This is a genomic window from Ginsengibacter sp. (genome assembly GCF_057362405.1).
Genome location: NZ_JBMQQG010000200.1, coordinates 1 through 14,894 on the forward strand (window position 1 = coordinate 1; position 14,894 = coordinate 14,894).

Below are 14,894 nucleotides of genomic sequence, written 5' to 3' on the forward strand. Positions count from 1 at the left end.
CTCCATCAACCTATAATGGACCGGATGGTAATAATAGTTCGTGGTCAAAATTCTGGTTATTGCAAGGAACAAATAAGCCTTGGTAAGAAAACATCGAAATATCGCAATGGCTCAAAAAGGTGGGTTGGTATTTCTGTCAATGATTTTTTTTCTGAATTGTTTTGCCCAGGTAAACAATACTTATAATTTGATGCCAGTGCCGGCAGAATTGAAGACAAATGGAAATAGCGTAAGGATTACCGGTCAATTCAGGGTATCAATTATTGGTTCAGCAAACTCACGTCTTTATGCAGAAGCGACCAGGTTCGTAAGAAGGGTAAGCAATAAGACGGGAGTCTTTCTTGACGAGCAGGGCTATTTGACGCAAAAGGATAGCAGTGCTGCAGCGCAACTGCTTCTTCGGGTAGGGCACCCCGGTAGATTGAAATTGGGTGAAGACGAAAGTTATTCAATTGAGACAGCAACAAGCCAGGTGGTAGTAACTGCTCCTACCGATTTAGGCGCAATTCATGCGCTGGAAACTTTACTGCAATTAGTTAGCACAGATGCTAATGGATATTATTTCCCCGGCGTTTCCATTCATGATAGCCCAAGGTTTGCCTGGCGCGGTCTGTTGCTTGACGTGGCGCTCCACTTTATGCCTGTTGATGTAGTGAAAAGAACTTTGGATGGCATGGCAGCCGTGAAGATGAACGTGCTGCATTTTCATCTTAGTAATGACCAGGGTTTCAGGGTGGAATCAAAGATCTTTCCGAGGCTTCAGGAAGTAGCATCTGACGGTCTTTACTACACCCAGGAACAAATCAAAGACATTGTAAAATATGCAGCGCAACGTGGTATAAGAGTCGTGCCGGAATTTGTGGTGCCTGCTCATACTACCGCAATTTTAACTGCATACCCTGAATTTGCGAGTGTAAAAAGAGAGTATCATTTGCAACGATATTTTGGGGTATTCGATCCCGTTATGGACCCAACAAACGAAAAGCTATATCCTTTTTTGGAAAAGCTTTTGCGCGAAATGTCATCTCTTTTTCCTGATCAATATTTTCATATTGGCGGTGACGAGAATACCGGTAACGACTGGAATAATACTCCGCATATAAAGGCTTTTATGAAAGCGCATGGTATGAAGTCGACCGCAGATTTACAGACTTATTTCAACAAGCGCTTGTTACCCATCATCACTAATTGCGGTAAGACAATGATAGGTTGGGACGAAATATTTCAACCCGGATTACCTAAAGAAGTTGCAATAGAATCATGGCGTGGCAATGAAAGTTTTTATGGCTCTGTAAAAAGTGGTCATCCTTCTATACTCGCTTATGGTTACTATATTGATTTGATACAGCCCGCTTCCTATCATTATCTAAATGATCCAATTCCGGATAGTGTAACCTTAACCGAAAGTGAAGAGAAACTGGTGTTGGGTGGAGAAGCTACTATGTGGAGCGAGATGGTAACACCCGTAACCGTAGACTCCAGGATTTGGCCACGCACTGCAGCCATTGCAGAAAGATTATGGTCGCAAAAAACTGTGAATAATGTTGATGATATGTATCGCAGGCTGGATATCGTGAGTCTGCAACTGGAATCGCTTGGCCTTCGGCACAATACCTATAAATGGCCGCTGATGCGACAGCTCGTGAATGGTTGGGACACAAAAGCGCTTGAAATATTGGTCAGTGTCCTCGAGCCTTTGAAGATATATGAGCGCAATGAAGGAGATACTATGTACACTGTATTTTCTCCATTTACAAAATTAGCCGACATAGCCAGTCCTGATCAGCCAGTACCAAGAATATTCAACAAAGAGGTTGATACATTTTTGAGTAAACCTTCTCCCGGACTGGAGAAAGAAATTTCTGATAAGTTAATTCTTTGGAAAGAAAATGATGCGCAATTCAAACTGCTGCTCAACAATTCGCCCGTGCTTTCGGAAGCAGTTTCTCTATCTGAAAATCTTTCACTGTTAGCAGAGGCCGGTTTGCAAGCAATTCAATATTTGCACAACCATGAAAAAGGTGATGCAGATTGGTTAAAAGAAAAGCTGACCATTGTAACCAAAGCGAGGCAGCAGGGCGGCAGGTGTGAATTACAAGTAGTAGATGCGATTCAAAAATTGATACAACGTGCGGCCGAATAAAAAAAGTTTCATTGTTTAAAAAGCGTTTATGCCTAACCGTAATTTTTAATTATGCCGCGGCAAAAATTTGTATGAAAAAAATAAGTGTCTTTTTTCTTTTTCTAAGCCTGTTGAATGTCGCTAATAGCCAGCAGTCAACCGGATCTAATAGTGAACCGAGGTTTATAGCAGATAAAGGATTTTGGCAGGAATATCATGAAGGATATCCTGTAAGCACTAACCCTGCAGAAAATAATGTAAGAAGTATCGCCGTAGATAAGAATTTGACAGCCTGGATTGCCACTGAGGCTGGCATTTTCATGAAGAAGGATAGGGAAACGAAATGGGTTGCAATCCCATTCGAAGATTCAGACAAGGGGCCTACTTACGCCGTAGCTATTGATGATCGTGGTACAGTTTGGATGGGAACGTGGAAAGGGATTTTTGTTTATAGAAATAATTTGCCGGTTCAGGTAGCAGGTCCACAAGGGCCCGTATCTGTTATTTGTGCTGCAAAGGAAGGCATGTATGCACTCGGGCCAAAAGGTATCTGGTTTTTCAATGGAACCGATTTTATAAAAAAAAATTATCCCATCGCCCGTTCGGTGCGAAGCGCCATTTCTGATAATAAAGAAGGGATATGGGTAGCCAGCGATGTTGGCCTCTACCATTCAAATAAAGAAGGAACAAAATATTTTTATAAGACGGATATCTTATTAAGTGCGGGCCTTAAAGGGCTGGCAATAGACAATAAAGGAAGTCTATGGGCCGCCGGCCTGGGTGGGGTTTCCATTATTAAAGATGAAAGTCGGCAAAAGGTTATCCGGCCACAGGAAGGTTGCCCATCTATCTATGTCACTTGCGTAAAAAAATCGCCGGAAGGTGCCATGTGGATAGGGACAAAGATTGGCGTTGTGAGGTTTTTCCCCGATGGCAAACATTCACTTCTCTTCAGCCGCCGATGGTTGATGGACGATCACGTCAACGACATAGCCTTTGATAAAGATGGCAATGCCTGGATTGCAACTGAACAAGGAGTAAGTGCAATTAAAAAAAAGCGGATGACCCTCGCCACTAAACAGGATTATTTTTATGATGTGCTGATGAGAAGGCATATCCGTGAACCATGGATAGCAGGTCAGTGTCATCTTGTAAATCCAGGGGATACTACCAATTGGAGAGCTGAAGATGATGATAACGATGGCGAATACACGGGAAATTACCTTGCAATGGAATCATTTCGATATGCAGTAACAAAAAGTTCGGACGCAAGAGACAAAGCAAGTAAAGCATTTCATTTTTTAAAACAATTGCAGGACGTTACTAACGGTGACGGATACTTTGCCCGGACGATAGTGCCGGTTGATTGGGCGGAAAGAGTGCATGATGGCAACCGGAAATTTACTGAAAGAGAAAAAGCGGAAGAACTGGTAAATGAACCGCGGTTCAAACCTGTTGAGATCCGATGGCATAAATCTGAAGACGGTAAATGGTTGTGGAAAGGTGATGCAAGCAGCGATGAGTGGTGTGGGCACATGATGGGATATTATTTCTATTATCAACTCGCTGCCGATGAAAAAGAAAAAATATTGGTGCGGCAGCATGTTGCTTCTCTCGCAGATCATTTGATTGCACACAATTTTGTAATGATGGATTTTGATGGAACGCATACCCGTTGGGCGGTGTGGTCGCCGGAATCTCTTAATCATGATCCCGAATGGGCACCCGATCGCAGCCAAAATTCTCTCGAACTTCTTGCATTTATGAAGCTCGCCTATTACATGACTAACGATCAAAAATATGAGCAGCAATATCTCCGCCTGATCAATAAAGAGCATTACCTGGATAATTTGGCAAACATACCCAATCAGAATCCTGCATGGTTCATTTATTTTGATGCTACGATGCAGGCTTATCTCTATCCCATATTGCTCCAATGCGAGAAAGATCCACAACTGCTTTCGTTTTATCAACACCAAATAGATATTTGGATGGCCCAAAGAAAGAATGACCAGAACCCGCTTATAAACTTTTTATATTGCTATGCACGAAATAAAAAAGTGGAACTGAAGGCATCAGTTGATTTCCTTATTGACACACCGCTTGATCTTGTTGATTGGAACATTGACCATACGAAGAGGGAAGATATAAAGTTGGTTCATTTACCTGTAATGGATGATCTTGAAGTAAATGAACTGCCCCCGGCAAGCATCCGTGGAACTGTTCGCTGGGATAAAAATCCATGGGAGGCCGTTAGTGGCTCTCCGTCTGCGGAACGAGAACCGGTTTTCTGGCTGTATCCATATTGGATGGGCAGATATCTTAAAATGATTCAATAATATTCTTTTTAATAAATACCAACGATAATGCATAAACGCTATTTGCTTTTCCTCCTGTTATTAAGCTTGTTTTGTAATCATGTAAACGCTTCTCCTCTTCAGCAGCATAAATTACCCGCCCGTCCGCAATATAAAGACACTGCATTTTTGCAGGCTTATAGTATAAAATATGAAATAGATCGTTCGAAAGATTCTGACACTATTTCTCTTTCAAAAGTTCGTTGCGATCGCAACGGCGTTGTACAGGTGTTGTCATCCAAGGGACTTTTAACCAAATCTGGAGGACAGTTTCTTTATCCCGGCAAATTAGTGCAGGATGTTTCATACCGGCCAATGCTTGATATGAATTTAAAAGACATGACGCTTTACCAAAATCAATTTGTATATGCAAGTGATAAAGCAATAGTAAGCAATGCGTGGGCCGGGAAATTGTACAGCCTTCATACAATGCCAGATGTAACTATCTTTTGCCCCGGCGACGATTTTTCCTTTTTGCTAACGGATGGCACAACCATACAATACATTAAGGATTCTAAACTGTTATCAGAATTAAAATCTGACGATAAAGTAATTGATATTTTGTCTGATAAGAAGAGAAGTTTGTTTTGGCTGCTGAGTGAACACAGTATAAAAGTTTTCGATGCAAAAGACAAATCACTTCAAACAAAATTTAGCGGTGATGGCTTAACCTGTTTCACCTTGGCAAATAATAATAATGAATTGATTGCAGGCACACACAATGGCTATCTAAAAATAAATACCATTACGGGGAAACAAATTGGAACCATTTACAACAAATTGCCGTGTAAGGATATTACGGTTGTAAAAGAGATTGGGAATCATCTTTGGTTTGGCTCAGTGAACGGCGCATTCATGCTACAGGCCGAGGGGAAATATAAATATTATGCCTCACGTAGATGGATACCTGCAAATAACGTAAACGATATTGCTGAAGGCAGCAATGGTTCTGTATTAATCCTCACTGATAAAGGTTTGGGTGAAATACATTTTGAACCAATGACTTTATATGATAAAGGCCTGTATTTCGAAAAACAGGTGCGACAGCGTCATATTCGCTTAGGATTTAATGCTACTATTTCCGGAATGAAGAATGGAGATGTAACCACAGGCTCGTTGGAAGATTCGGATAATGATGGCCTTTGGACTTCGATGTATTTAGGAGCAGAAGTATTTCGGTACGCTGCTACCAAATCACCGGAAGCGCTACAAAATTGCAGAGAGTCATTGGATGCAATGGAACGTTTGTACACTGTTAATTCAATCAAAGGATTTCCTTCAAGATCTTTTGAGAGAAGAGGATATGAAATTTCTGATGTGCGTAAAAGAAATAAAAATAAATCCGGATCGAATTCCGAAAATGCAGGCAATGCCGGTGTGCAATCGCCGGATGAAGTTTGGCGCCATGCAGATGACCCCGAATGGGATTGGAAATCTACTACCAGCAGCGATGAAGCCATTGGGCACATGTTTGTTTTTGGCGCTATCGCTGAGTTGATTGATGTACCCGACATAAAAAATAAAGCCATCAAATTAATGGATGCGCTGATGCAACATATTGTAGACCATGAAATGTATTTGGTGGACTGGAATGGAAAACCAACCACATGGGGAAGGTGGAATCCTGAGTATGTGAATGCAAGGCCAAAGATGGTAGGCGACAGGAAGATAACTTCCTCCAATATTATTTCGATGCTGCAAACTGCCTATCATTTCACCGGAAAAAAAATATACAAAGAGAAAGCATTGGAACTGCTGAATAAATACGGCTACTTGGATAACCTGATGCGCCCGATGAAAAACATTGAACGTGCGCCTGAAGATGCAGATGCGTTAAGCAAGGATTTATCCGATGGATGGAACCATTCAGATGACGAGATGTATTTCCTTGGCTATTGGGGGCTTTACCGTTATGCATTAAACGATTCATTGAAAAATAAATTCAAAGCAGCTATCCTTGATCACTGGCAAATTGAACGTCCCGAAAAAGAAGGTGCATGGGACATATTTACTGCCATTACCGGAGTTAAGAATTTTGATTTGAATGCAGCAGTGTGGTACCTGCAAAAATATCCAATGGATTTTGTTACCTGGAAAGTAAAAAACAGCGACAGAAAAGATATTGAATTCATACCTCAAAATTTTCGAGGGCAAACAATTAAAGAAGTGTTACCGCCTGATGAATTGCCTGTTAGCAGGCACAATTCAAACCGCTTCAGTTTGGACGGCGGCGACGAAAACGGAAGCGCCGAATACAGTGCCGGTGATATCTGGCTGTTGCCCTATTGGATGGCGAGATACTTACAAGTAATAAGCGCCCCGGAGAATTCAGGAGAGCCAAAGTCATCAATGAATGTCGAAGTGAAAATTAAATAACAGGAAACTGTTTTGCAGAAAGCTGATGTTTTATTTATAACATAAAATCTTGTAATGATCAATCAAACCAAACGCCTCATTTCACTGGATGCACTAAGAGGCTTTACAATCGCTGCAATGATCGTGGTGAACTATCCCGGCAGTGAAGGCTCTGTTTATTTTACGCTGCGACACACCGTTTGGAATGGCTTGTCACTTACTGACCAGGTAGCGCCTTACTTTCTTTATTTCGTTGGCGCATCGATAGCCCTTGCTTATTCAAAAAGACTGGAAGCCGGAGTGCCCCGCTCTGACATGTATAAAAAAATATTCTTTCGTTCAATAAAGATTTATGCCGTGGGCATGTTCCTTAACCTGATGCCGCAATTCGATTTTCATAATATCAGATGGACCGGTACATTACAAAGAATTGCCATTGTATTTTTTATATCAGCAATAATTTATCTCAACACCAACTGGAAGCAACAGGCATGGATAGCCGCAATTTTACTGCTGCTGTATTGGCTGGCTCTTACATTAATTCCCACACCGGGCGTAGGAAAAGTAATGCTTGAGCCGGGCGTAAATATTGTGGCATGGTTCGATACGAAATTTCTTCCAGGTAGAATGTGGCGCGGCACCTGGGATCCGGAAAGTATATTGACAAATATTACTTCCGTAGTTAGTTGTATAACGGGTATGCTTGCGGGCCACCTGATGCTGAGCAATAAACCTCCTGGCGAAAAAGTCAACTACCTGATGACGGCTGGTGTTTTCATGTCCATTGCAGGTTATTTCTGGGGATTGGCATTTCCTGTAAATGAAAATCTCTGGACCAGTTCTTTTGTGCTGGTGACATCGGGCTTTGCATCTTTGTTATTTGGTGTATTCTATTTTTTGGTTGATATGAAAGGAAGAATATGGGGCACCAGGCCAGGTATTATTTTTGGGGCAAACGCTATCACCGTTTATTTTCTTGCCGATGTTTGGGCATTATTTTTTTATGAAGCAAAATTTGGGGGAACCTCGTTGAACGAAATGTTTGTAAACGGACTGACCAATGTGGGCGCTGACCCACGATTGGCAAGCCTTTTATATGCGTTGCTTTTTGTTGGAATCAATTTTATTCCTGCATGGATATTATACAGAAAAAAAATATTTATCAAACTTTAATCTTTAATGAAAGATTTTTAAATGAAAAGAACTATCACTTGCCTGCTCTTAATTATTTGCAATGTTCAAATGTATGCGCAGCAAGCTAAGGTGCCGAAAGCGAAACATAAATTTATTGTTATTGCCCATCGGGGAGATCATGTTGAAGTCCCCGAAAACACGCTTGCCGCTTATAAAGACGCAATAAAAAATGGCGTTGACTACGTAGAGATTGATTTGCGTACTACCAGAGACAGCGTCCTGGTAATTATGCATAATGCCACTGTTGACAGAATGACAAATGGCAAAGGAAAAGTCAGCGACCTTACTTACGCCGAACTGCGTAAACTAAAAGTAATAGATAAAAGAAAGGACTCAATGAAGACTTATGCTGTACCACGTTTTGAAGAAGTGCTTCAGACCTGTAAGAACAAAATATACATTTATCTTGATTTTAAAGATGCCAGTGTTCAACAGTCATATAAGCTCATAAAAAAATATGGCATGGAAAAACAGGTAATCGTGTATATCAACTCTCCTGGGCAGTATGAAGAATGGAGAAACCTGGTTCCATCAATGCCCGTGATGCTTAGCTTGCCGGATAGTATTAAAGATAGAAATGACTTAAAAATATTTCTCGCAAAATATCCATTGGAGTTATTAGATGGCGATTACAGCAATTATACAAAAGAAATAGTAAACGCTGCAACATTAGCAGGCAAAGTTGTATGGCCAGATATACAAAGCGCAGATGAAAACCAAAACTGGGATAAAGCGTTAGAACTTGGTTTTAAGGGATTGCAAACGGATCATCCAAAAGCGCTTATTGAATATTTAGAAAAGAAAGGACTGCGATAAACAATTTACTTAGAAATTGCATGATCGTTTGCATGCAGATTTATTGACATTAATGGGGTAGGTATAAGGATTATTAATGACGAGAGACTGTAAAATATGATCAATTAATATTGGGCATTATTATAGTTGCTTCAGCCATGTCTTTTTTACAGATTTCATTTCCGCCACTAAAGGAGGAGTCAAATAGGACTGCAATGGGAAGCTAATTATACCGCAACACCCGTTACTTAAAAAATTTGTTACGGGAATCGTACAACTTCCTTAATCAATAGTGAAATATCTTTTTTCAAAAAACCAAAAAACTCCATTTCTTTTCTATTCTTCGCAATGTAATTCCCTCAGCAAGGTAAGATACATGCAGATCATTTCCTTTATTGACGAGTATCATTTAATAAGGTGTTAGCCTTCTCTATATTTGAGTTTACTGAAACCTTTTGCTATGAAATATGTCGCTTTTATCATAGTTGTTTGTTTTGCTAATATACTTCACGCACAAACCGCAAAAGAAATTGTGCAAAAAGCAGATGAGAAAATGCGTGGCGCTACCATGCAGGCCGAAATGGTTATTAAAACAATTCGCCCCACCTGGTCAAGGGAAATGCAATGCAAAACATGGATGAAAGGGAATAACCTGGCGATGATATTTATTGTAGCGCCCGCAAAAGATAAAGGCATTGCATTTTTAAAAAGAAAAAAAGAAGTATGGAACTGGATGCCGGCGTTGGAACGCACCATTAAGCTACCGCCTTCTATGATGAGCCAAAGCTGGATGGGAACTGATTTTACCAATGATGACCTGGTAAAAGAATCGTCGATTGTACAGGATTACAACCACACCATGGTGGGCGACACCGTTATTCAAAACAGGAACTGTTATATTATTCAAATGATGCCAAAGCCTGAAGCTGCGGTGGTATGGGGCAAAGTAATTGTGTGTATTGATAAAAAAGATTTTTTAGAGCTCCACAGCCGTTTTTATGATGAAGGAGGGAAACTTATAAATACGATGAACAGCTATGATATAAAGATGATGCATGACCGCATTATCCCAACCCGGTTTGAAATGATACCGGCAGATAAGAAAGGTCAGAAAACAGAAATGATTTATAAAAACATTCAATATAACAAACCAATTGATGATGGATTTTTTTCAACAGAGAAAATAAAAACACTTATCTGATATGTGGCTGGCAAAAATGGCATGGAAGAATATTTGGCGCAATCGCAACCGCACCACTATTACAATGGCTGCCATTTTCTTTGCAGTTATTTTATCGGTTGTTGCCAGCAGTCTTCAAACCGGCATATTTGATAATCTTGTAAAAAATGTGGTGAGCTTTTATACGGGTTATGTGCAGGTACATAAACAAGGCTATTGGGATGAGCAGATTTTGGATAACAGTTTTGAATTATCTGCCGGAACGGAAAAAAAAATTCTGCAAAATAAAAATGTAACATCTGTAACCGAAAGGTTAGAATCTTTTGCACTGGCTTCATCAGAGGATATTACCAAAGGCTGTCTTGTCGTCGGCATCGATCCAGGAAAAGAAAACGAGGTTACTTTACTAAAGAATAAACTTACGCAAGGCTCCTATTTACTGGATAATGATAATGCTGTGTTGCTATCGCAGGGCCTCGCAAAAAGATTACGATTAAAAGTAAACGACACAATTGTCTTATTGGGCCAGGGATTCCACGGGGCTACCGCAGCAGGAAAGTACCACATTAAAGGATTAGTAAAGTTTGGCTCACCCGACCTGAATGATAAAGCATTATTTATGCCGCTGGCTACAGCACAGGATTTTTATAGCGCATACGGTATGGTTACTTCCTATGTGCTGTCATTAAACAATACAAAAGATTTGCAACCCACTGCATCGTCGGTTCGTTCAGCCATAGGCGCAGGCTATGAAGTAATGACGTGGGAGGAAATTATTCCGGATGTAAAACAACATATTGAAACCGACAGCAATAACATGAAGTACGTACAAGGCATTTTATACATGCTTATTTGCTTTGGAATCTTCGGGACTTTATTAATGATGATGGTAGAACGAAAATTTGAAATGGGTATGTTGGTCGCCATTGGCATGAAAAAAAGCAAACTGGTTATCCTAATGTTGTTTGAGTCATTATTTACAGTCATTGCCGGTTGCCTGTCAGGAATCATCATTAGCATTCCATTGGTATATTATCTAAACTCTCATCCGTTAAAAATGGGAGGTGAAACTGCTAAAGCCTACGAACGGTTCGGGTTTGAAGCAATCTTCCCGACATCAACGGAGGCATCCAATTTCATTAGCCAGGGATTAATAGTATTGATAATTGGCCTGGCATTATCCCTGTATCCTATGTATAAAATAATACGAATTAACCCGGTAACAGCAATGAAGCGTTAAAAGGAAAGCATATGATTTTTATAATGGCTTGGCGGAATATCTGGCGAAATAAAATGCGAAGCATCGTAATTATATTGTCGATAGCTATTGGCCTCTTTGCAGGTATTGCAGTATTAGCCTTATATAAGGGCATGATGAAAAGCCGCGTGCGTACTGTGATTGACGCCGAAGTGGGCCACCTGCAGATACACGATACAAGCTTCAAAAAAGATTACGAGCCCCAATTTGTTATTAATAATGGTGCTGATTTATTAAAATATATTTCTTCAATGCCTGAGGTAAAACTGGCTGCACCAAGAAGCATAGCCATTGGTATGCTGGCAACTGCAACGGGAAGTTCCGGTGTTCAGATAAACGGAGTAATTCCGGCTTTGGAGTATGAGGCATCACAGCTGAAGAAAAAAATAATTGAAGGCAACGAATTTAATCCTGCTAAGAAAAATGAAGTGATGGTTGGAAAAAAGTTAGCCAACAAAATGAAGCTGAAAGTAGGTTCAAAGCTCGTACTAACGTTTACGGATACCTCGGGAAATATTGTATCCGGTGCATTTAGGGTAGCGGCTATTTATCAAAGCGACAATGCCCCGCTTGATGAAAGAAATGTATATGTCACCATGAATGATATGAATGCATTATTGGGTATCAGTCATGCTTTTCATGAGCTGGTTGTGTTATTGAAAAATGATGAGGATGTAAAAACGGTACAGCAAAAGTTAAGGCAAAAATTCCCTGCTTATCAAATTGAAACATGGCAGGAAATTTCTCCTGAAACAGATTTATTGGTGAAAACGGTTGACCAGTATTCATACATCATTATGATTATAATAATGCTGGCATTAGCGTTTGGTATTATTAATACGATGCTGATGGCGATACTGGAAAGAACGAGAGAAATAGGTATGATGATGGCACTTGGCACCAACAAGATCCGGATATTTTTATTGGTGTTGATGGAAACAATTTTTCTCACAATGGCCGGAACACCTGTTGGTATAATAATTGGCTGGGTCGCTGCTAATTATTATAATAAACATGGATTGAATTTATCCGGCATGGGCCGCGAAATGATGAGCAGCTTTGGTTTTAATCCACTCATTTACCCCGAGTTTCCTGCTGATAGATTAACGGGAGTTTTATTGATCGTTGTTATTACGGCTATCGTTTCCTGCTTATTTCCGGCAATGAAAGCATTGAAATTACAACCGGTGGAAGCACTGCGTGTATAAGTTAATTTTTTAAAATGAATAGGTATGAATACGGTTATTGATGCCCATAATATCAGCAAGGTTTATAATCCTGAAACCATTCCTGTATATGCAGTTAACAATGTGCACCTGCATTTGGAAAGAGGTGAGTTTACTGCGTTGGTAGGGCCATCCGGTTCCGGAAAAACAACATTACTAAACATGATTGGCGGATTGGATAAACCAGACGAAGGCAACATATTTATTAATGGTAATGACATTACAAAATTATCTGCTAGCGAATTAATTGATTTCAGGTTAAAAAATATTGGCTTCGTTTTTCAGTCTTTTAATTTAATCCCGGTGTTGACGGCAAAAGAAAACGTAGAGTTTATTATGCAGTTACAAAAAATAAAAAAAAGCCAAAGGGATGTAAGAATAAAACAATTATTTGAGCAAATTGGCCTTGAAGATAAATTGAATGAACGGCCTTCTAAACTGTCCGGTGGCCAGCAACAACGGATTGCTGTGGCAAGGGCACTGGCATCAAAGCCGCAATTTGTTTTAGCCGATGAACCTACCGCCAACCTTGATACAAAGTCAGCTTCCAATCTTTTAGATATTATGGCCAGGCTAAATAAAGATGAAAACATCACCTTCCTTTTTTCTACACACGACCAGCGGGTAATAGATCGTGCAAGAAGAGTGATTACGTTGGTTGATGGACGAATAGTAAAAGATACTGCTATGGTATCCACCGAACACGAAGAAGCCGATATGATAAAATGAAAAAGTTGTTGTTGATATTTTTTGCTTCATTAGTTGCATTAATTACGAATGCGCAGGATAGCACAGACACGCCCAAAAAATTTACTATCAATGGCTATATCAAAAGTCTGCAAACGCTCACGTTTGATAAGAATTTCAACGACCTTGTTTCCGGTAATCTCATTCATAATCGCATCAATATGAAATGGAGACCATCTGAAAAATTTACTGCAGTGGCTGAATTTCGTAACCGTTTATTCTGGGGCGAAGAAGTAAAACTTACACCAGGTTTTGCATCGTTATTAAAAAATGAAAATGAACTGGTAAATATGCAGAAGGTTTGGATAAACAACAAAGCGCTGGTATTGCATACAAATGTTGAACGGTTGTATATTGACTATCAGCAAAAGAAATGGAACGCCCGAGTCGGGCGCCAGCGCATCAATTGGGGTGTGACCACCACCTGGAACCCAAACGATATTTTCAACACGTATAACTTCCTGGATTTTGATTATGAAGAAAAGCCAGGTGTTGATGGCGGTAAGCTGAGGTACATGATCAATAACACTTCTAATGCAGAGCTTGCTTACGCCAACACCGGTAAAAAAGATGGAGATATAGCTGCCATAAAGTATTCGCTTAATAAATGGAATTACGATATGCAATTGATATCGGGCTGGTATAAAAATCATCCTACATTAGGCGCGGGCTGGGCGGGCTATATAAATGAAGCTGGCTTTAAAGGAGAAGTACAATATTTCTTTTCAAATAAATATTCAGGAGCCCATTTTAATATGACGCTTGAGGGGGATTACATGTTCAAAAAAGGCTGGTACGTAAACGTGGGAATGCTATTGAATAATGAAGGTTTATTTAAGCCAGTCAATTCATGGGATACTATCAACCTCAAACTATCGCCCGAAAACCTGATGCCCACAAAATGGAATGTTATTATAACTACTGCAAAAGAATTTACTCCATTGTTGTCGGCAAATATGAGTATACTGTATGCGCCGGGCACAAAGCTCCTTATTTTATTTCCTACTCTTCAGTACAATATTGCCACTAACCTTGATGTAAACCTCGTCTGGCAATCTTTCTTTGCTGAAATTACAAACAATTTTGAGGCCGTGAATCACCGGTGTTTCTTAAGATTGAAATGGAGTTTTTGAAGTGGGCGAAGGAATATCTGCTATTAATTAGGATTTACTTTTCCTGAAGATTCCGCCTCAAGATCCTTTCTTTCCCGGGCATATTAAATTTGAAAAATGGCCGGACTTTTTAATTCATTGTCCGCTTATATACGATAGTTGTTTTTAAAATTCTTTTTCAATTATTATCTTTTAAAAAAAACCTCAATCATCATGAAACAAAAAATTCTGGTAGTCGAGGATAATTTGGATATCAGGGAAAACACAACTGAATTGCTAGAGTTATAATCATTATGAATCCCTTATGCCGATGGCTTTCGGTCATAATATTGAAACAAACATATTTAATCTAGCCGTTCGACCCCATCATCCAAAAGATATATCCAAGGAAAACGTCCTTTTAGCTATAGATTTTGTAATGGAGGTTGCTTTAAAAATTCAGGAGTTTAAATACTAACATCACTCAATTTATTGCACTTTCTATTGCACCCCTATAAAACAAAAAAGTCCCAAATCAATGGAACCGTTTTTGACACTAAAGTGACCCC

At 39.8% G+C, this 14,894-nt stretch carries 10 protein-coding genes; all 10 read left to right on the plus strand.

Annotation, left to right across the window (positions count from 1 at the left end):
* The first annotated feature begins 106 nt into the window (after positions 1–106).
* The 10 genes from ACO1O5_RS17255 (at position 107) to ACO1O5_RS17300 (ending at position 14,367) form a co-directional block, all read left to right on the plus strand.
* Positions 107–2,143, plus strand: coding sequence for a beta-N-acetylhexosaminidase (locus ACO1O5_RS17255; RefSeq protein ID WP_486272428.1), 2,037 nt, complete (start codon positions 107–109; stop codon positions 2,141–2,143).
* 71 nt (positions 2,144–2,214) lie between these two features.
* The gene (locus tag ACO1O5_RS17260) at positions 2,215–4,461 is read left to right on the plus strand and encodes a ligand-binding sensor domain-containing protein (RefSeq protein ID WP_486272430.1); all 2,247 of its coding nucleotides are present in this window, start codon (positions 2,215–2,217) and stop codon (positions 4,459–4,461) included.
* 27 nt (positions 4,462–4,488) lie between these two features.
* On the plus strand, positions 4,489–6,855 hold the full coding sequence (locus tag ACO1O5_RS17265) for a hypothetical protein (protein ID WP_486272432.1): 2,367 nt from the start codon (positions 4,489–4,491) through the stop codon (positions 6,853–6,855).
* A gap of 54 nt (positions 6,856–6,909) precedes the next feature.
* Positions 6,910–8,007: an acyltransferase family protein gene (locus ACO1O5_RS17270; RefSeq protein ID WP_486272434.1), complete on the plus strand. Its 1,098-nt coding sequence runs from the start codon at positions 6,910–6,912 to the stop codon at positions 8,005–8,007.
* A gap of 21 nt (positions 8,008–8,028) precedes the next feature.
* Positions 8,029–8,844: a glycerophosphodiester phosphodiesterase family protein gene (locus ACO1O5_RS17275; RefSeq protein ID WP_486272435.1), complete on the plus strand. Its 816-nt coding sequence runs from the start codon at positions 8,029–8,031 to the stop codon at positions 8,842–8,844.
* Positions 8,845–9,283: 439 nt separating this feature from the next.
* Positions 9,284–10,024 carry an outer membrane lipoprotein-sorting protein gene (locus tag ACO1O5_RS17280; RefSeq protein ID WP_486272437.1) on the plus strand — a complete coding sequence of 247 codons (741 nt, stop codon included), beginning with the start codon at positions 9,284–9,286 and terminating at the stop codon, positions 10,022–10,024.
* Between the two features lies 1 nt (position 10,025).
* A complete protein-coding gene (locus ACO1O5_RS17285; protein WP_486272439.1) occupies positions 10,026–11,243 on the plus strand; it encodes an ABC transporter permease in 1,218 nt (405 codons plus the stop codon).
* Positions 11,244–11,296: 53 nt separating this feature from the next.
* Entirely contained in the window at positions 11,297–12,469 is a 1,173-nt protein-coding gene (locus ACO1O5_RS17290) for an ABC transporter permease (protein WP_486272441.1), read from the plus strand.
* Positions 12,470–12,493: 24 nt separating this feature from the next.
* On the plus strand, positions 12,494–13,216 hold the full coding sequence (locus ACO1O5_RS17295) for an ABC transporter ATP-binding protein (protein ID WP_486272443.1): 723 nt from the start codon (positions 12,494–12,496) through the stop codon (positions 13,214–13,216).
* Positions 13,213–14,367: a hypothetical protein gene (locus tag ACO1O5_RS17300; protein WP_486272445.1), complete on the plus strand. Its 1,155-nt coding sequence runs from the start codon at positions 13,213–13,215 to the stop codon at positions 14,365–14,367. The genes ACO1O5_RS17295 and ACO1O5_RS17300 overlap by 4 nt, the downstream gene beginning before the upstream one ends.
* Positions 14,368–14,894: the final 527 nt, after the last annotated feature.